This is a genomic window from Paenibacillus sp. sgz302115, assembly GCF_056120445.1.
Window position 1 is genome coordinate 91,477 of sequence record NZ_JBVYOK010000007.1, and the last position, 17,608, is coordinate 109,084.

Genomic DNA, 17,608 nt, shown 5'->3' on the forward strand with positions numbered 1-17,608 from the left:
AATCAGTCGAGATACTCACTCATGATAGATCCATGTCCGTAATAACGCATAGGCTGGGTCACACCAGAAAAATTGTAGGGAAACAAATTCAACCGCGGTGCTGAGATATATACATCCATCCGCTGCTTGCGTTCTTGTACGGTTTCCGTACTGCTTGTTATTTGAATGGACGCCTCAGGAAATCCTACAGCCTTCAGGTTGGAGATCACCTCGCTCCTCATTGAAGCCGTGACCATCCCCTCCGTTGCCGCTTTTTGCGTTATATACGATGTGTTGGCTTTAACCTGCAAATCCAGCAAATAATCGATATAGGTGAAAATCGGCTGCAGGATAATGAACAAGACGAGCCACATGAATAATGCCCGGAGGACAGTAGCCTTCATGGCAGACTCCCCCTTTAATACTGCTCGACTTGTTTGGTATGTGTGATGATATCATCCTGGCTGCTGCCGATAATATGGGTTGCCGCCGCGATGAACATCCCGGCAATCACAAAACCAATAGCCAGAAACAGCGCGACTGAGATTGAATCTTTTTTCATGGCGATTATACCGCTGTATGGGATAGCGTTTGAGCGGATGCGGTCGATGTGCCGGAATCCAGTGGCTGAATTATACTCACACCAGGTATAGTCGGTCTGTTGTCATCTGCAGAGTTAATAACATCCCGTACAACCGGAATCAAAATGGCAATTACGATGGCAACACACAGGAACCCGATAGCGATGAACAATCCAGCAGAAATAGCGTCTTTTTTCATTGTTAATTTCTCCCTTTTCATTTTATATTTTTATTTGATTCTTGAATACAACAAAAATTTCAGACAATGCATTTTATCCACTCATTGGAACATTCCCACGCCGTTGAAATTTCCTTTGATCAGCAAAATGTACTGCATCGCCAGCGATACGATCATCAGGAAGGTGGCAATAGAAGGAATGACATTGATAATGGTCGAGACGTCACCGATGAAGGACCATTTTTTCAAATACTGGTCGCTGGAAATTTTGGTGATGATTTTGCCCTGCTCCCGTAAATAATTCGCCGCTTCCGAATCGTCGTCCATGCCTTCCGTAGCCAGCAGAATGGAGCGGATGTCATTAATGAACGCATGATCGTCCGGAAATTTGCCGCAGAACCATTCGATGGCCCGTTCGTTCCCCTCATCCACTGCCCGCTCGGACAGCTCATACAGATCCTGCCGGATGTAGCTGAAATGGCTAGCCGTTCCCGCACAGAATGCGCCAAACTGCATATATCCCCGCTTGCGCAGTCGATTGTTCTCGTAGAGTCGAATGAAGGAGATTAACTCGCCGTCTTTTTGAATGAGCGTTTTCTGATGCAGCCAGGCCAGCAGCCAGCCCAGCGGGAGATATCTCAGCGGACTGGTGATGAGCAGGATCAGAACACCCACAAGCAGATCGTAGATGGAAAAAGGTACGGAGCGCAGAAAGTCACCTGCAGCTTGAACCAGCACATAAATTAGCGCCGCCGAATAGCGGAACAAAGTAATTTTACCGGCAGAAATGGTTAGGCCGCTGTTATGCAGCAGTTGCTGGAGCCGTTCATTATGCATACGTTCCCCGATTATTTTCCACCTTGCCCCCAGCCGAAGCATATAACGCTCCTGTCTGGTGCTGCTGCTCACAAAAACCAGCAATGAGAGATACACAAGTCCCAGGACGGCAATCAAAAGTAAAAGTCTATCCATTATTCATCACCTTAGTGGTAGTCCAGTTTTGGCCTGGCGAGTACGGTACTGATCATAAAAGAGATGAACAGCCCTGAAATAATAACCATCAAAAAAGTTAAGCCGACACTAGTCTGAAACTGCAGCTTGAAATAGACATCAGGCTTCAGCATATACATAAATGTTCCGACCGACGACACCAGCACGACCAGATTACCGTATAACCCCAGGCTAATAGCATCTCTGCTTCCCGCCTTTACCGTCAAAATCGTCTCCCGCTGCTGCTCCATCGAGCGGCTCAGCATCATAAGGGTGTTCTTCAGGTAACGCGTGCCTTCTTTCTCGCAGTACAGCAAATCCGACACGAACTCCACGGCAAAGGTAGTCCCGATTGCCCGCGCGAACCGCTCCGCCTCATGGGTAAGCTCCCGTTCATTGCTGTAATTGGCAAACGCCGCCCCCATCAGCCTGAGAGGAGTCTTCAGTACATTTTCCTCCGTCAAAAGGTCAGCGGTTTTGGACAAAATCGAATCCACCGACAGATGCGTGAATTTGGCCGCTATTTTGATTACATCGAGCAAATCATAGCTCCCCCGTACCTTTCTCTGCGCATAGGCATACCTCAGCCGAAGATAAGGGATACTCGCCGCAATAATTGCTACAAAGAGCGGAAAACGCCAGGCCCCCTGAACCGGAAGCCGATCATCGAAGCTGATTCCTTCCAGAAAAGGATTGCTGAAGCTCAAATGCCCCGGCAGCTCTCTTAAGGTCAGCAGTCCCGAGAGAAAAACAGCGCTGAACAGAAACACGGTGCGAACGGAAAAGCGCATCACGCTGATGCCCGGTTCATATTTACGGTGAACAAAATACAGCAAATCGTCCAAGTGCCGGTACAGCCACCTCCTTTTCTTATTACTGCTGACCTTTTTGCCAAAAATACTGATCCGCAAGCTCATTCCCAGGTCGATCTTCTGCCCAAGCTGCCGCAAGTGCCCTTCAATCAGCGGCTTCACCAGCAGCCACAGGCCACCCGCAATCAATAAATGAAAGGCAACTCGAAGCATATAAAATAACAGCTCCATCCCTTCTCCCCCTTCATTCGTTCAGCACAATCTTCGATTTAAGACTCTCCTTCAGCGGCTCCTCCATCGGCTTCAGCGCGGCCAAATGTCCAAGCTCCTGCAGCAGCACGCGCGAGGCCCGGGGATTTTTCTTTTTCATCTTCCGCATGAGTCCGGCTGTCAACTTGTCATTATAGGTCCAGGCGGATTGTTCCTCTTCCCAGCGCATCAGATCATTGGCGAACACCGAGTTTGCGGCTTCGTCATAATACACCTCGGAGATCCGCGCCAGCCGCTTTTTCCCGTCAGCGACACTTTCCAGAATAAACACCAGCTCGCAGGATTTGAGCGCAGAGATCAGATGTCCCTTCAGACTCCCGCCGATCCGTGTCGATACCGCAAAAGCCCCCTGATAAGGAATATCCTCCGAATCCACCGTATGAAAGGTTCCTGTAATGCCGTCATAGCCCTTTTCACCGCTCCACAAATAGAACTCCCATTCGTTATAACGCATTTCCGTCATATAAAGGATGTTCGGATCATGCCGCAGCGACTCCACCCCAACCTCCATCAGCTCTTCGTTTGCAGCCTGAATCGGGATGATCCTATGGCCTTTGATCTGATATGGTAAAATTGACTCCGGATGCTTCTCAATCATCACCACACCCATGCAGGAGGAGGAGCCGAGAAGCTGTTCACCGACAATCGTGTTGGCAAAAGTAGTTTTGCCCGAGCCGACTGCCCCGGCAATAATCGTATTGCGGAACGTACCCGACAGGGCGCGGATCAGTTCAATAGCTTCAGCAGGGATGCACTCCGTACCGGCCTGATCCTCCAGATCGAGGAATTCCACCACCTGGCGCCGCAGCGAAATCGTTGTGAAGCCCTCCCAGACTCTAGGGGAAACCCAAATTGCGAGACGGATGAAGCGGCCCGGCCAGAGCGGATCATCCATTTTGAACTCTACTGAAGGATTGTCCTTGTTGAGCTTCTTATTGGGATCGCTTTTGAGCAAGGAGCGTTTGAGCTGCTCCACCCGGTCCAGTGAGGGCATCTCGTAAGGATAGACCACAAATCTGCCGCGATGGTTGTAAAAAATCTGCCGTCCGATCATCTGCAGCCCGGTAGACTCACTGTAAGCACGGTCGGTGAACCAGCGATAGGCTGGCCCGAAGCCCTTCCATTCATGAAAAAGCGCCTCCGCTGCTGTACCATACGCCTCCGGCACCTTGCCGGTAAACGGTGTTTTGCGCAAATATTTCTCGATCTCATTCATAAAAAAGCTGACTGCCTGCGGATCGCCGATCAATGCCTTGGCATTAAGCTCGAAGTACCCTTCGTCCTCCCGCTCCAGCTCGGCGTTCATATCATTTTTCATCATTTGAAGGAAACCATAAAAATCATCTTTGCCTGGCTTACTGGTCCGCAGAACGCTTTGCTTAAGCGAGAACAAACGTGGGCCATCATTATGGTTAGGCAGCCTTAACGGTTCCAATACAGATTCCTGCACAGTTCCTTCCCGCTGGTCTTGCGCTGCGCTCGTCCTATTGCACCATACTTCTTCCCGGTATTCGATCACTGGAAAATCCCCTTCTTTCGAGCTTCCGGCGCCAGGCCCAGTGCTACCAGCAGCGCGTGAACCTTATCGTCCACATGCTGAAGCTCCCTTTTGCCAAGCGGAAGGCTGTCCTGAAATGGCTGATAATAGGGAAGCTCAAGTAAAATCTCACTGCCGAAGCGAAGCGCCAGATTCTTGGGTGAGCTCAGCTCCTCCACATTGCTGCGGTTAATGAGCCACTGAAAATCCTGCGGCTGCAGATCCATATGACCGGCAAGCTCCATTAATGATTGAAGCCGGTACTCATGCTTCGGATGCGTAACGATCATACGCAATGCCGATTTCTGCATGCCTACATACCACGCCGCGCTTTCGGGGATAGAACCGAAGTCGGCAACCACCACATCGGCGGTTTCGGCTGCTTTGGCAAGCAGATATTCAATCTCTTCCTCCTGATAATCCTGGACACTCAGATAGTCAAAGTTGCCCGGCAAATAGGCGTAGCCCTCCTGCTTAACCAATCCTTCAAAATCCGCAGCCTGCAGCATTTTACCGGTCAACCGGGGCCGCAGCCTGTCGAGACTGATTGCCGTCTTGCGGTCGTATCCGGGATCGTACAGATTTAAGCCGAGCAGAATCACCTGCATTCCTGCTGCCGCCATCCGCCGGGCGAACAGCTTGGCCATACTCGTACAGCCAATGCCCGGACCGGAGCCGAAAAAACCGACGAGATTGCTCCGTTCCTCGCGCTCCTCCTCCAGAATAAAGCGCAGCTTGTCCACAATTGCCGACGAAGTCGAGCGCGGCGGAATAAAGAAGATTCCCAGGCTCTCACATAACATATGAATGGCCTGATAGCTGCGGACTCCTTTTTGCCGGTATACATACAATAACGATGAGTTCGGATAACCACGCCGCAGTTCACTAAGTCCCGACACGGGAATCTGCTCGCTCGTAACCATCAGCATCTGCCCCTGTGTTTGGGATGGTTCAGGCAGAACATTTTGCGTAACTACTGTGAACCCGGCAAGCTTAAGCTCATTAACCGTCAATTGATCCATGCCAAAACTAAATATTTTCATGTCATTGGCCTCCCTTCATTTTTACTCGACCCGCACAATCCACAGCTTCTTGCCCTGCTCCAGATATTGTCCCAGCAGTTCGCCGTCGCTTTTCTTCAGCTTCAGCTCGGGTGCAGCCACCTTGCCGGTTGAGGTGAAACGGTTGTTATTGTTGCCGTTCTCGGAATCCAACACATCATTGTTGTCCTCGGTCCTCACATAATTCACGGTGACACCAGTGAGAAACACCTTGCGGGCAGGCTCCGCGGGACCGGATTCAATAGCACCCGTTCCCGCTGTTGATCCCGCAGCACCTGGAGATCGGCCGCCTGCACCTGTAGAACCGTAGCCGCTACTCCGCAGCTGATTAGCCAATTCAGCGTCAACCAGATAAATATCCACCTTGTCTCTGCTGCGCAGGGAACCGTTGATCGCATAGATAGCGTCCTTTGGAATAGGGAAAATGCCTTCGTCCTGCTGCGGCTCCAGATCACTGACATCCACAAGGGATGCCGTCAAAATACTGCCGTTTGTCAAATTTACATTTGTAATTTTATGCTCTACCTGGCTTATGTCCGTGATCACCCCGTTGGGGATGTCCTTGGTCTGGACAGAATCCAGATAGAGATCGCTTGACTTCAATTCATAATTTTTTGGCAAAAAGCTGCCCTCGGCCACTTTAACCTTCACCACAGTCTGCGATAACACGTATGGCTTGAAATATAGATCATAGCCGAGCAATCCGCCGAAGCCGACGATCAGAATGAGAAAAGCAAACAAATAATTGCGTCTTAACAAATGTCCCCGTTGTGATGCCAAGCCTCTTACCCCCTTTGAAATGTCGTTTTTGCCCATGACAAAATACACCTTGGCCCAAAGTGCCAAAATGCCGGTAAAATGCTTTTTTACCTATAGTGGTTGAGAATAGTATTAGATTATCAATGAGGCTGTGAAGCTTGAGGATAACTGCGGGAGCAGGCTCCCGGCTGGAGAAGGGTTCCGGTGAAGGGCAGACACGGTGCCAAATATAACAGGACTGCCGCCATTCACCGGAGGATGTATCAATTAATTAAAAACCACAGTTTTGTTGTGATGGACAAGAATTCTGTCCTCGATATGCCATTTGACCGCCCGGGCCAGAACAACACGTTCAATCGTACGGCCGATGCGCTTCAGCTCATTCACATCATCGCTGTGGCTGACCCGCTGCACATCCTGCTCAATAATCGGACCGCCATCTAGCTCTTCAGTAACATAGTGGGCGGTTGCGCCGATAATTTTCACCCCGCGCTGGTAGGCCTGGGCATACGGCTTGCCGCCAACAAACGCCGGGAGGAACGAATGATGAATGTTAATGATCCGGTGGCGGTAATGTTCTATGAACGCAGGCGAGATAATCTGCATGTACCGCGCCAAAATAATGACGTCGATATCATCACCAATGACCTCAAGCTGGCGTTGCTCCGCTTCCGCTTTGGTGTCCGCCGTAACCGGGATATGATGGAACGGAATGCCGAAGGATTCAACATACGCCTGCATGTCGGTATGATTGCTGACCACAAGGGCAATATCCGCATCCAGATCACCGGCCTGCCATTGCCAGAGCAATTCAACCAGACAGTGATCCTCTTTGGAGACAAAGATCGCGAGCCGTTTCTTGTGGCTTACATTGAAAATTTGCCAGTTCATCTTAAACCGCTCAGCCACGCTGCCAAAGATAGAGCGCACTTCATCAATCCGCTCATCCAGGTTAGGCAGGTCAAACTCTACTCTCATAAAAAACATTCCGCCAACCGGGTCCATAGTGTATTGATCCGACTGCACAATATTGGCACCATGCTGGTACAGAAAATGCGATACAGCGGCTACTATCCCAGGTCCGTCCGGACAAGAAATGAGCATGCGCGCCCGGTTTGGGTAATGTCCGCTTGACGAATGATCTCTTTTTACATGTAAATCCATGATCCTCTTTCCATCCTCTCATCTACTAGCGCATTCTGTAATTAAGCTTATGCGTTCACGAGCAACTACTTGCCGGCCAGCCAGGCGATCAGCCGTTGATTGATGGCTTCCTCACTAAGCTGCGGGAAAAGCTGTGCAGCAGCAACATTATCGTATAGCCGTTCCAGCGGTTCACGCGGGTCAGCCTTTTTGGCCTTAGCGTCGTTCTTCAGCAGCTCCCATACATCCAGCACATACTGGCGGGGATCAAGCTCCTGTTTGGCAAAAAAGGCCTGCAGCTCCTCAACCTGCTGGAGAAACTCTGCTCCAAAGCGTTCCGCTACGTTGCCGCGCAAGAGAGCAATCTCCACCTCGTACATCGGGCGTACCGTCTTCGCATCCTTCCCAATCCAAGGAGTCTCCAAAATAAATGGCAAACCTGCCAGCGCTTCGTGATGAACTACCTTGTTGATGGCCTCAAAGCCAATGTAGCCTGAGCCAATCGGGGTATGACGGTCCTTGCCCGCTCCGCGCGGATTTTTGCTGTCGTTGATATGAACAACACCCAGCCGCTTAAGGCCAATAATCTGGTCGAACTGCTGCAGTACACCATCCAGATCGCTGACGATATCATAACCGGCATCATGAATGTGGCATGTATCGAGACAAATGGACAGCCGTTCGTTATGTTCAACTTTGTCGATGATCGAGGCAATCTCCTCGAAGCTGCGGCCAATTTCAGTCCCTTTGCCAGCCATAGTCTCCAGAGCAATGTGCACTTCCGTCTCGTCTGTACCGCCAAGCACCTCATTCAGACCATCCGCAATCCGCTGTACTCCGTATGCGGCATCCTTGTCCGTATAGGCTCCAGGATGGAGCACAATATGCTTCACCTCAAGGGCATGCGTGCGGCGGATTTCCTCCTGCAGGAAATCAACGGCCAATTGATACGTGTTATCCTTGTAGGAGCCCAGATTAATGATGTATGGAGCATGGACAACAATCTCCTCGACACCGTTCTCCTTCATCGCCTGCTTTCCTTCAGCGGGATACATGGATTCGATCGGCTTGCGGCGCGTATTCTGCGGCGCCCCCGTATATATCATAAATGAGGTAGAACCATATTCATTTGCTTCATTGGCCGCGCTCAGGAGACCCTTGTCCGCGCAGGACACATGTGAACCTATTTTCAGCATGCCTTTTCCCTCTTTCCTTCACGAATTAACCCCTATTCTACCGTGATCGGGAAAATAAATCTAGACAAGCTGCAGTAGCTGTCTTTGGCTTCGCAAAACTTTGGAAATACGCTATACTTTATCTGAGAATGAAGTTTGTGACAATCATCATTGTCAAAGGCGGTGTATACATGTCATTCAAATCAAGCTTAAGCTTGCTGTCCACAGCACCGAGCAATTGGTTTATGAACTCCATCGCATTTTGGACTTTCCTGCTGCTGGGCTGCATGTGCATCGGCGGCTATTTCATGTTCCGCAAATTTCTCAAGGTGCTGCCGAAGGCCGATGGCAAATCGAAGCTCGACTGGCAGAATTACTGGGTAGAGCGCAGCCGTCCGCTCTGGAGCGACGAGATGAAAGCTTTTCTGGATCAGCTTGTCCAGCCTGTACCGGGTCCCTTCCGCGATATCGCCAAGCATTCCATAGCTGCCGAGATTGGCAAGATCGCTGTGGAGAGCCAAGCGACGGAGGTCACCCGCGAGCATTGCATCAGAGGTTATATCATAGCTACACCGCGGCGTGATAACCGTTTCCTGGTCAGCTTCCTTGAAAAAAACGGCATCGACTACTCTCCTTACCAGCATCTGATCAAATAAACAACATCATTTCAGGACGGCCTGAACCGAAGGAGCTAACCTTATGAAATACGTAATCTGCGGCGGCAGCGGCTTTATCGGGCGCAAGCTTACAGAATATTGGCTGCAGGGTGGACATCAAGTCATCGTCGTTGGCCGTAAGCTGCCTGAGGCCCACCCTCCCCATCCAGGCCTTAGCTGCCTCACATGGGACAGCGTGGCGGCAAATCCAAAGCTTGCCGAAGGCGCAGATGCACTCATCAACCTTGCCGGAGCCTCGCTCAGTCAACGCTGGAGCCCAAAGGGCAAGAAGGTGATTATGCAGTCCCGGCTTGAGACCGTTTCTGCGGCTGCCAAGCTGCTAAATGCGCTGCAGCATAAACCCGCAGTGGTTATCCAAGCTTCCGCTGTCGCCATTTACGGCACATCGCTAACGGGTTCCTTTGATGAAACTTCCCCCGCCCATGTTATGGACTTCCCTTCCGGGGTTGTGCAGGCATGGGAAGAAGCTGCTGATACAGCTTACGCGGGAGTAAGGCTGGTCAAGCTGCGCACCGGAGTAGTGCTCGGCAACGAAAGCGGCGCTTTGCCCAAAATGAAGCTGCCTTATATGCTCGGCTTCGGCGGTAAAATCGGCAGCGGGAAGCAGTGGCTGTCCTGGATTGACATCGCTGATATCGTTCGGCTGATTGATTTCTGTGTACAAACTCCCGGAATCGAGGGTCCAGTCAATGCAACGGCTCCGCAGCCCGTGACCAATGAAGAATTCGGCAGAATGATCGGCAAAGTCTACCATCGTCCGCATTGGTTCCCGCTGCCAGGCTTTCTGCTGAACGCAGCAGTAGGCGAGCTGTCGGAAATTCTGCTGAAGGGTCAGCGTGTGCTCCCTGCCAAAGCGCTGGACCACGGCTTTACTTTCAGCTATTCAACCCTCCAGCCAGCGCTGGAGCATTTGAAATCGAAGTAACGCCAGCCCTTAGGCTGAATGAAACGTGTAGCAGCCTTTTAAAATGGTGAACACTGTCCCTTCCGTCAGCGGATACTCCTTGTACGGAATCATCGCCTCTCCCTGAAAAAGCGTTCCGTTTCGGGAGTCCAGATCCTTAAGGATGTATCCCCCCGGACCCTTGAGGATTTCGGCATGCACTCTGGATGCCCCCTCGGATTTTTCAACATACTGCGCTACCTCAGGTGAGCGGCCAATGAGAAAGCTGGGGCGGTTCAGTTCGATTTTTTCCGGACTGCCATTTTCGTCCTTCTCTACTCTCTCAAGGTATGGACCGGCCCTCCCTGTCTTCTCCTTGTCCCGCTCATTCTCGGAGGGCTGATCCCGTGTCAGCAGCGTTGTTGCCTCTACTGGTAATGGTACTGGTGCTTTTACATGCTGGCTGTGTACTTCTGCCTCGCCTTTGAATTGTATACCTTGAGCACCACCGTTGACCGGAGTATCAGGTTTCTGAGGGGGCCGTGTAGCAATCGGAGTCCCCAGAGTAATAACCGGAGTACCAGCAGCATTAGCTGAAGCATCAAGATTTCTTCCGAAATCCCATTCCAGCGCCCTATGATTCATCCACCTTTTATCCTCCGTGTCACCTTCTGCGTCTTCTTCACCCTTAACGCCCCCAAGCATCAATCTTCCGCTCCATACCAGCCAGCAGAGAATTGCGAGCGCCAGCGTCACTGCTGCACAGACCACCAGCCAAAGCGGCTTAGGATTGTTCAAATAAAGAAACTTCCATAATAACGCGTCGGCGAGAACACCGCCAAGCACAACATAGGTCCTGCTCGCGGACGGTTCAGTTGAGGCTTGACTCTCGGAACCCAGTTCGTCCAATTGTGGCTGCGGCTCCTCTTCCCTTAGTCTGAGTCTCGGATAACCGTTCATCCATGTAGCCTGACTCTGAGCTGCACCAGCCGTGTTTCCGTTACCCAGCTCTATTTTCCCCCTCTCCGGGATAGCTGGTTCACTCCCTGCGGAAACATTGTTCCGCTCCCGGACTACTCTTTCTGTTGACAAAGGTACTGACGGCAAAGGGAGGCTTGGAGCAGGCGGAGCAGCATCCCTTTGCCTTGTTGATCCATCACCGTCTGTCAGCAACTCCGCCAACAGCTCCTTTAACCCTGCCGGAGTAAATTCCTCCCCGCCACAGTATTGCAGCAGCCTCTGCACACCATCACCGGAGAGCTCACTTACTGAAGACATAAGCACCATAATTAATGACTTCAGTGAGTCTCCGGGACGCACGGCAGATTCGGCAGATAACAGAGGAAGGTAAGTGAGATATACCTTGCCGCCGCGAAGAGGCCCGTCGATAAAAATGTAATCCTCATGTAGCGCATACTGCTCCGCCCGAAGCATATACAACTGCCCCTCCTCCATACCCGCAGCAATTTGCAGTAGCAGTCCGAAGAGATCCGTCAGGCTAAGCTTTTCGCTTTTCAAAAGGTGGCTGAGCATTTTCCGGCGGGACAGTGCATACTCCAAGGTTACCTGCAAGTCAATTTCCCGGAGTAGTAGCCGCAGATGATGCGGAATGCCGGTATTCATCAGCATGCGGGCCTGAACCATGTTAAGCTCCGCCGTACGCAATCCTTCAGGCCTACTTAGCAGCATCGAGAACCCATCCTGTTGCACAAAATCACGGTTCAATCCGAACAATAACCATCACCTCCCTTATAGATACAAATAAGCACAGATAAACCCTGGAACGACCGCCAGCATAAAAGGAAATCTCAACAGCTCACTGGCGTTTCCCTTCTTGAATAAACGAAGATCGCGAAGCAGTAAAAATCCGGCTGTCCTGCTGATAATCCCCCGTATGCGTCTTCCGGTTTCACGCCTGGTCAGAACAATGATCCAGCCAATCACTGCCCCAAATAACACAGAATATACCGTAACCTGCAGTGTGAACAATATCCCCGTCCAGGCCCCGATTCCCGCAAAAAGCTTAACATCTCCTGCCCCAACCGCACCGATAAGATGCATGATCAGCAGCAGCAGGAACCCCGTAATTGCGCCGTAGAGGGAAAACAGAACGCCATGCCACCCTTTCATCAGGCCCTGCACAAGCACTCCGGCAAGCAGCGCGGTCAGAGTGATCCAGTTCGGTATCCGCATATAGCGGATATCCGTAATTAACGCCACTGCCAGGAACGGCAGGCAGCCCCAAAATGCCCATACCGCCATTAACATGTCCCTTCTTCCGCCAAATTCATTTCACTACTGTAAAGGTTGCTTCAAGCGTGGTCCCGTCGTCCAGGCGAATCACAAATGGCCATGAGCCTGGCGTAGTGTTAACACCGATTTTCCATTCCCATTCGATATATCCGTTCGCATCCGCCTGCTTCCAGCCCAAATATTTGGCCGTACTCTGACCACTCTTATAGAAGATCGACAGATTTGCGGAAGCATTCGGCGGGATTTTAACCCGAATCCTGCCCTGATGATTGGCCACTCCCGGGTTTGGCTTCTCCAGAATGACAATGGAGCTGTTCCCCTCCTGAGCTCCCCCATTCCCGCCTTTATCGCCTGCCGCGTCAGTATTTCCAATCCACAAGCGTTCAACCGCACTAGCCTCCAGTACAATGCTCTGATTCAGAAAAGGAACCTTCATCGGCAGCTCATAGCTCACAACCAGCCCAAAATATGGACGCGAGCCCTCCTTCAGCTCGGGTATCATCACATTGGAGACATGAATGCGGTCATACTCCAGCCAGTCCGATACGAGATAAGGCTTCATTACAGGCTTCAGCGCCAAATCCAGCACAGACTGTGACGCCTCTGCCTGCAGCTTCTGCAAAGGGGCTTCGCCCTTCTGCACGGCAGACTTTACCCACTCATCAATAGGCTCCGGGATATCCGCCACATAGCTCTCACTCCACTCCTCAATCGACAGCCTTGGAATGCTCCAACTGCCCGAAGCCGACCCTGCTCCTCCAGCAGCCTCTGTATTTCCGCTAGAGCTTCCGTTCCCTTTAATATCCGAAGCTCCGGCAGCGGTACCGCCATCCAACTCACCTGATGCAGCCTTCCCGTTTCCCTCTGTCCCCCATTTCTGAGCGGCAAGCGCGGCAGGGTACATATGAGTCGAGATCATTTTAACCGTATCCGAAGCGGTGCTCTGCAAGGCAGTCGAATATAAGGTCATCTGCACAATGAAGATCAGAAACAGGACAAACAGCAGAAACATGGGGAGAACCATTGCAGCTTCCACTACCATACTGCCTTCATCTTTTGCCCTCTTTTGCTTCCGGTACCAGCTCCCCACGGTGTTCACCCCCATGCTAATAAGAGAAATCGGCCTTCACTGCCCGGTAATATAACTTGCCCTGCACATCACCGGGAAGACCTGCACTGTAGTCGAGCAGCTTCACCACACCCGGCAAAAACCATAACGGCGTCGCCATTTTGATATCCGCAGCCGCATAGGTGAACTTCTCATTAGGATTGCTGCCGGTATTCAGCCGAATCAAGGCCAGCATCCGCGACAACTGCACATCGCCGCCTCCATGCAGCACCAGGAACAAGCGCAGGTAATCCCGATAACTAAGCTTGACGGGTATGTACTTGGAGAGCGGAATTTCGCCATCCTTGCATAACAGCAGCATATCCTGTACCGCCTGCTCGACTCCGTATAGAAGCGCCGCAGCCAGGATTAACAACGGATTACCTAGAGCAGCCTTTTCTGAAAGCCCCTCCATAGTTCGTATAGCCAGACGCGTTGCAAAAATCTCTCCATAAGCCGCCGCTACATTCCCGCCAGGATTATAGAAGCCATATAGGATATACTCTAGCTCTTGGGCATTAGGATCAAGCTGATCTGCGAGCAGCCCCGCTGCATCACCTATAGAGCCTGAAGTTAGGCCGCTTAATTTCGAAGGATCAAAGGCTGGAAAATACAGCGCCGAATATTCGGTTTGGAATAGCCTGTCCCTGGCTCCCTCCAGCACATCACCCATTGCAGCGTAAAGACCGTCCATTTTGCTCATGGATGAGCTTCCTGCCGTATATGGATTTGTGCTTGCGGACTCTGTGGCTGCTTCCTGGTCCACCCCCTTGTTAAAAGCAAGGTTCTCCTCATAATACTGGCGCAACGTCTGGTACCGCTTCATGGCTTCTCCCGCGCCATCGCTCAGCCCGCGGATCTGGTCCAGCAGCTTCATGGCATCACCCAGCTTGCCCTTGGCCTCCTGCTCAATTTGCTTGCGCTGGCTGTCTGATGTGCGGTGCGCTTCGATCTGAGCAGCTTCGGCAGCAATGACCGTCCCATTGCTGCCATAATCCCGCATGTAGCTGCTTATAGCTTGAGAAGCGGCCAGAACACTGTTAACTATAAGAGAAAGCTCCGCATTGTAACCCGTTGCTGCCCCCAAGCTCCCAGGCAACCCGGACACCGCCGGCCCCACCGCCTGCGAGGCTCCCTTCTGTGCAGATAAACTATTCTCCAGCTTGCTGATGTCACTATCCGTGAGAATAAGCGAGTCCTCCTGTTCGCGCAGCTTCTTAATGGGATCGGCGCTCTGCTCATCTGTACTGTCTGGAATATCCCAATCCCGCGCGGCATCCCTCGCATCATCCGGTCCGTTGTTCCTGGCCTGCTCCAATAAGCTCTTCATTTGAGCATTCAAGGTTTTGACCTGCTCAAGCGCAGACCCGGCATCCTCCATGAATTGGTCGTGTTCTTTTTGAAAATCAGACAGGGCAGCGGGAATCCGCGAAATCAGCTCAGCGGATTGCTGTGAATAAAGTGCCAGAATACTTCCGTACTGTGCAGACTCGTCTTCATCACGATACAAATCGGCATAATATTTGCCGACATAATCGCTGTACATAGCCGGGATATCCGCAGCCGAAGTGATATTTCCCACTGCGATAGACCCAATGCTAACGCCGGGGGGATTCATGACCAGCTCCTGCAGCGCTTTTCCGCTATCTGCAGCCTGCTTCCGCCGCTTCAGCATCAGATCCAGCGCTTCCTCGCGCTCATCATACAAGGGCTGGAGCTTACTAAGCATCTTCGTTGTCCGTGAGGCCTCTCCCATAGCTGCAGACAGAGGCTTGAACTCCCCGGCCAGCTCCAGGGCAAAATCAATCGGCGCCTTGTATTTCATCTCCTCAACGATTTGCCGGCGAAAGATTTCATAGCTGCCAAGCGGACGGCTCCAGCTCAGAGATGAGGAATCCACCTTCACCGGCAGCAAATTAAAAGCGTCGCCGCGCCCGCTCTCATAAAGATTGTCGTTCAGCACTCCGGCCAATAGCTGGTCGCCGTCACTGCCGCCAAAAGCAAACAAGCCATACTTGTCCTTGAGTTCAATATCGTAAGATGACATCACTGAACGGACGCCAGCTCTCGCCAAACGCTCCTCCTGCACATTGACAGCAGCAATTCGCGCATAGTCAATCAGCACAGCGGAGAACAGAAACACAAAAGCCAGCACCATAATCAGAAATATAGAGACCGAGCCATCTGTCCTGTGAATCCAGCGATAATTCCAGCTATGATTCCAGATCCTGTTGATCGGGCTTCTGAAACCTAGCATTCTGTTGCCCTGACTTCGGCCAATCGGGCTTCTGTTACCCTGACTTCTAAATATCAAGCTCCCGTTTTTCTTGTGCCTTATCCGTTTATCAATACCGCCGCCCTTCTCTTGCTGCACACCTCATCCACCTCCTTTCCTCGTTGTTATCTGCACGCATCTTTCATCTTGTGGCTTATCCCGCCTGCCGCATGCAACACCATTTGCCTATTTCAGTTTAGTCATCATAATGGCGGCATTCTTCTTCTCCATGCCTGTCCCTGACTTGGCGTTCTGCGCACCGCTCTTGAATTTGGCACCATAATAGCGCATCAGATCTACGGTACGAATGAATTCCACTGGCTCAGCAACCACAGACTGGGCAGTCACCTCAGGACTAGCCTTGTCAGCCAGCAGCTCATCCAGCACGGGCAGATTCAGCACCCGCTTCAGCTCTGCGCTTACCTTCCGGCCGGTGAGACTGAAGGCGTACTTCATCTCCCCCGGCATATTGGCCGGAACCATCCCGGAGGACCGCTGAAGCTTAACCGCGGCTAATGCGCCTCCACCTTCGGCGGCAGGAAGTGTTATTGTAACTGCACCGTTATCCGCCCCCACACCGAACAAGGAAGATAACAGGCCATCCTCGCCAATTCGCCAATACAGAGGGTCATATTGTCCGATGGCAAAAGAGCCCTCTTTCGCCTTACTGCTGTTATCCCAATTGTAGGCTGCGCGTTCAGTGGCGGCTGAAGCCACCTGTAGCAGCATCGACTTCTGATAGCTGTATAGACAGAAGAACAGCAGCAGCATAGTGATGAACATGATAATTGACAGCAGCATAGAGGCTTCAATGGTAAAGCTGCCCTCATCCTTCTTAAGTGCAATCACTCGAATACTTCCTGACTCTTGTCTCCCGCCGTGCTGATCAAGGATTTGACCACCTTCACAATCTCCTCACGGAATACCAGCACTACCGCAATCAACACCGCAATAATCAAGATCATCTCCAGCGTACCCAGCCCTTCCTCATCCTTCCAAAAGCCCTTTGCAGCTTCTACAACCGTTGAACTCATCATCAGCTTCATCCTCCTACATTTTTAGCATCATGAACGCCGGTGTCCCCACCAGCACAATTACAATTAAAAAGATAACCACCATCGGGAAAACCAGCTTCGATGAAGCCTGCTCCCCGCGCGTCCGGCTGATCGCCTTCCGCTTCTCCCACAGCATCCGCGAAAGGTCGCGCAGCGACAAAACAAAGTCTGCGCCGCCTCGGCGGTAATTGAGGAGCACTGTAGTCGTGAACAACGACACCTCCTGCACCGCGCAGCGCTTGCTGAAATTCTCAAACGCCTGCTGAAACGAATAGCCGCTCTCCCATTCGCTGGTCATGGTTCGCAGTTCCTTATACAGCGGATGTGAACTGTCTACTTTCCGGCTGTCCACACAGCGGACGACCGCCCGCTGCACTGTCTCTCCCGCACCCACCAGCAGCACAATGCTGTTCAGCAGCTCCGGCAGCTCCAGCAAAATATTCTGCTCCCGCAGTCTTACCTTCTTATGCAAATCGCTGACCAGCGCCACCGGAAGGATTGCCGCCAGCACTGTTCCCAGAAGAATCCCGGCCTTCTCCCCGCTGAACATAGTGAGTGTGCTTCCAGCCGCCAGGAACAGCCAGCTGTAGCTGAACATCTCCCCCATGAAGAGCAGTGTCCGCTCTGCACTGTGGCGGTTTCCATAGGTCCGCTGCAGCGAGCGCTGAATCCTGAACATTACCGAAGGAACATAACTGCCAAGCTTCCCCTTCTCTATCAGCAAAAGAATAGGCTCGCCAAGCCTGCGAAGCCGCAGTCCTTCCACCCTCAATCCGCGCAGCCCGGCATACCGGTTGCCACATTTTAGGCGCAGGAACGCCCAGCCGAGTGTGAGCGCCAACGTGATGGCGCCGCATACCCAAATCATCTTT

The 17,608-nt window shown here is 51.8% G+C and carries 19 protein-coding genes; 2 read left to right on the forward strand and 17 right to left on the reverse strand.

The window, feature by feature from the left end; genetic code table 11:
* Positions 1-2 precede the first annotated feature (2 nt).
* From AC0LWN_RS15495 to AC0LWN_RS15540, 10 genes are all read right to left on the reverse strand, one after another.
* Positions 3-383 (reverse strand): hypothetical protein, encoded by a 381-nt coding sequence (locus AC0LWN_RS15495; RefSeq protein ID WP_474666778.1) that lies wholly within the window; start codon positions 381-383, stop codon positions 3-5.
* 14 nt (positions 384-397) lie between these two features.
* Positions 398-541, reverse strand: coding sequence for a hypothetical protein (locus AC0LWN_RS15500; RefSeq protein ID WP_458964518.1), 144 nt, complete (start codon positions 539-541; stop codon positions 398-400).
* 5 nt (positions 542-546) lie between these two features.
* The gene (locus AC0LWN_RS15505) at positions 547-759 is read right to left on the reverse strand and encodes a hypothetical protein (RefSeq protein ID WP_458964519.1); all 213 of its coding nucleotides are present in this window, start codon (positions 757-759) and stop codon (positions 547-549) included.
* 81 nt (positions 760-840) lie between these two features.
* Complete coding sequence (locus tag AC0LWN_RS15510; protein ID WP_474666780.1) at positions 841-1,710, reverse strand: hypothetical protein; 870 nt, start codon at positions 1,708-1,710, stop codon at positions 841-843.
* Positions 1,711-1,721: 11 nt separating this feature from the next.
* Entirely contained in the window at positions 1,722-2,771 is a 1,050-nt protein-coding gene (locus AC0LWN_RS15515; RefSeq protein WP_474666782.1) for a hypothetical protein, read from the reverse strand.
* A 13-nt stretch (positions 2,772-2,784) separates the two neighbouring features.
* Entirely contained in the window at positions 2,785-4,329 is a 1,545-nt protein-coding gene (locus AC0LWN_RS15520; protein ID WP_474666784.1) for a hypothetical protein, read from the reverse strand.
* Positions 4,326-5,390 (reverse strand): CpaE/TadZ family protein, encoded by a 1,065-nt coding sequence (locus AC0LWN_RS15525; RefSeq protein ID WP_474666786.1) that lies wholly within the window; start codon positions 5,388-5,390, stop codon positions 4,326-4,328. Before AC0LWN_RS15525 ends, AC0LWN_RS15520 begins: the two co-directional genes overlap by 4 nt.
* A 21-nt stretch (positions 5,391-5,411) precedes the next feature.
* Positions 5,412-6,188 carry a CpaB family protein gene (locus tag AC0LWN_RS15530; protein ID WP_474666788.1) on the reverse strand — a complete coding sequence of 259 codons (777 nt, stop codon included), beginning with the start codon at positions 6,186-6,188 and terminating at the stop codon, positions 5,412-5,414.
* A 246-nt stretch (positions 6,189-6,434) separates the two neighbouring features.
* Complete coding sequence (gene purU / locus AC0LWN_RS15535; RefSeq protein ID WP_474666790.1) at positions 6,435-7,331, reverse strand: formyltetrahydrofolate deformylase; 897 nt, start codon at positions 7,329-7,331, stop codon at positions 6,435-6,437.
* Positions 7,332-7,396: 65 nt separating this feature from the next.
* Entirely contained in the window at positions 7,397-8,506 is a 1,110-nt protein-coding gene (locus AC0LWN_RS15540; RefSeq protein ID WP_474666792.1) for a deoxyribonuclease IV, read from the reverse strand.
* Between the two features lie 170 nt (positions 8,507-8,676).
* Between AC0LWN_RS15540 and AC0LWN_RS15545 the strand changes: the two genes are divergently transcribed.
* Complete coding sequence (locus tag AC0LWN_RS15545; protein WP_458964527.1) at positions 8,677-9,141, forward strand: DUF2621 domain-containing protein; 465 nt, start codon at positions 8,677-8,679, stop codon at positions 9,139-9,141.
* Positions 9,142-9,184: 43 nt separating this feature from the next.
* Positions 9,185-10,087 carry a TIGR01777 family oxidoreductase gene (locus tag AC0LWN_RS15550; protein WP_474666794.1) on the forward strand — a complete coding sequence of 301 codons (903 nt, stop codon included), beginning with the start codon at positions 9,185-9,187 and terminating at the stop codon, positions 10,085-10,087.
* Positions 10,088-10,096: 9 nt separating this feature from the next.
* Here AC0LWN_RS15550 and AC0LWN_RS15555 read toward each other — a convergent pair whose 3' ends face one another.
* From AC0LWN_RS15555 to AC0LWN_RS15585, 7 genes are all read right to left on the reverse strand, one after another.
* Positions 10,097-11,779, reverse strand: coding sequence for a DUF6382 and FHA domain-containing protein (locus AC0LWN_RS15555; protein ID WP_474666796.1), 1,683 nt, complete (start codon positions 11,777-11,779; stop codon positions 10,097-10,099).
* Between the two features lie 15 nt (positions 11,780-11,794).
* On the reverse strand, positions 11,795-12,307 hold the full coding sequence (locus tag AC0LWN_RS15560; protein WP_474666798.1) for an A24 family peptidase: 513 nt from the start codon (positions 12,305-12,307) through the stop codon (positions 11,795-11,797).
* Positions 12,308-12,332: 25 nt separating this feature from the next.
* Positions 12,333-13,388, reverse strand: a complete 1,056-nt coding sequence (locus AC0LWN_RS15565; protein WP_474666800.1) for a pilus assembly protein — start codon at positions 13,386-13,388, stop codon at positions 12,333-12,335.
* Between the two features lie 16 nt (positions 13,389-13,404).
* The gene (locus tag AC0LWN_RS15570) at positions 13,405-15,780 is read right to left on the reverse strand and encodes a hypothetical protein (protein ID WP_474666802.1); all 2,376 of its coding nucleotides are present in this window, start codon (positions 15,778-15,780) and stop codon (positions 13,405-13,407) included.
* Between the two features lie 87 nt (positions 15,781-15,867).
* Positions 15,868-16,530 (reverse strand): pilus assembly protein, encoded by a 663-nt coding sequence (locus tag AC0LWN_RS15575; protein ID WP_474666804.1) that lies wholly within the window; start codon positions 16,528-16,530, stop codon positions 15,868-15,870.
* On the reverse strand, positions 16,527-16,718 hold the full coding sequence (locus tag AC0LWN_RS15580; protein WP_474666806.1) for a Flp1 family type IVb pilin: 192 nt from the start codon (positions 16,716-16,718) through the stop codon (positions 16,527-16,529). The genes AC0LWN_RS15575 and AC0LWN_RS15580 overlap by 4 nt, the downstream gene beginning before the upstream one ends.
* Before the next feature lie 13 nt (positions 16,719-16,731).
* The gene (locus AC0LWN_RS15585) at positions 16,732-17,604 is read right to left on the reverse strand and encodes a type II secretion system F family protein (RefSeq protein ID WP_474666808.1); all 873 of its coding nucleotides are present in this window, start codon (positions 17,602-17,604) and stop codon (positions 16,732-16,734) included.
* Between the last annotated feature and the right edge of the window lie 4 nt (positions 17,605-17,608).

Bases quoted from the DNA above. Each gene is read 5' to 3' on its own strand.
- AC0LWN_RS15585 (WP_474666808.1), bottom strand. From the start codon at position 17,604: ATGATTTGGGTATGCGGCGCCATCACGTTGGCGCTCACACTCGGCTGG.
- AC0LWN_RS15515 (WP_474666782.1), bottom strand. From the start codon at position 2,771: ATGGAGCTGTTATTTTATATGCTTCGAGTTGCCTTTCATTTATTGATT.
- AC0LWN_RS15525 (WP_474666786.1), bottom strand. From the start codon at position 5,390: ATGAAAATATTTAGTTTTGGCATGGATCAATTGACGGTTAATGAGCTT.
- AC0LWN_RS15495 (WP_474666778.1), bottom strand. From the start codon at position 383: ATGAAGGCTACTGTCCTCCGGGCATTATTCATGTGGCTCGTCTTGTTC.
- AC0LWN_RS15550 (WP_474666794.1), top strand. From the start codon at position 9,185: ATGAAATACGTAATCTGCGGCGGCAGCGGCTTTATCGGGCGCAAGCTT.
- AC0LWN_RS15500 (WP_458964518.1), bottom strand. From the start codon at position 541: ATGAAAAAAGATTCAATCTCAGTCGCGCTGTTTCTGGCTATTGGTTTT.
- AC0LWN_RS15510 (WP_474666780.1), bottom strand. From the start codon at position 1,710: ATGGATAGACTTTTACTTTTGATTGCCGTCCTGGGACTTGTGTATCTC.
- purU (WP_474666790.1), bottom strand. From the start codon at position 7,331: ATGGATTTACATGTAAAAAGAGATCATTCGTCAAGCGGACATTACCCA.
- AC0LWN_RS15545 (WP_458964527.1), top strand. From the start codon at position 8,677: ATGTCATTCAAATCAAGCTTAAGCTTGCTGTCCACAGCACCGAGCAAT.
- AC0LWN_RS15505 (WP_458964519.1), bottom strand. From the start codon at position 759: ATGAAAAAAGACGCTATTTCTGCTGGATTGTTCATCGCTATCGGGTTC.
- AC0LWN_RS15540 (WP_474666792.1), bottom strand. From the start codon at position 8,506: ATGCTGAAAATAGGTTCACATGTGTCCTGCGCGGACAAGGGTCTCCTG.
- AC0LWN_RS15580 (WP_474666806.1), bottom strand. From the start codon at position 16,718: ATGATGAGTTCAACGGTTGTAGAAGCTGCAAAGGGCTTTTGGAAGGAT.
- AC0LWN_RS15560 (WP_474666798.1), bottom strand. From the start codon at position 12,307: ATGGCGGTATGGGCATTTTGGGGCTGCCTGCCGTTCCTGGCAGTGGCG.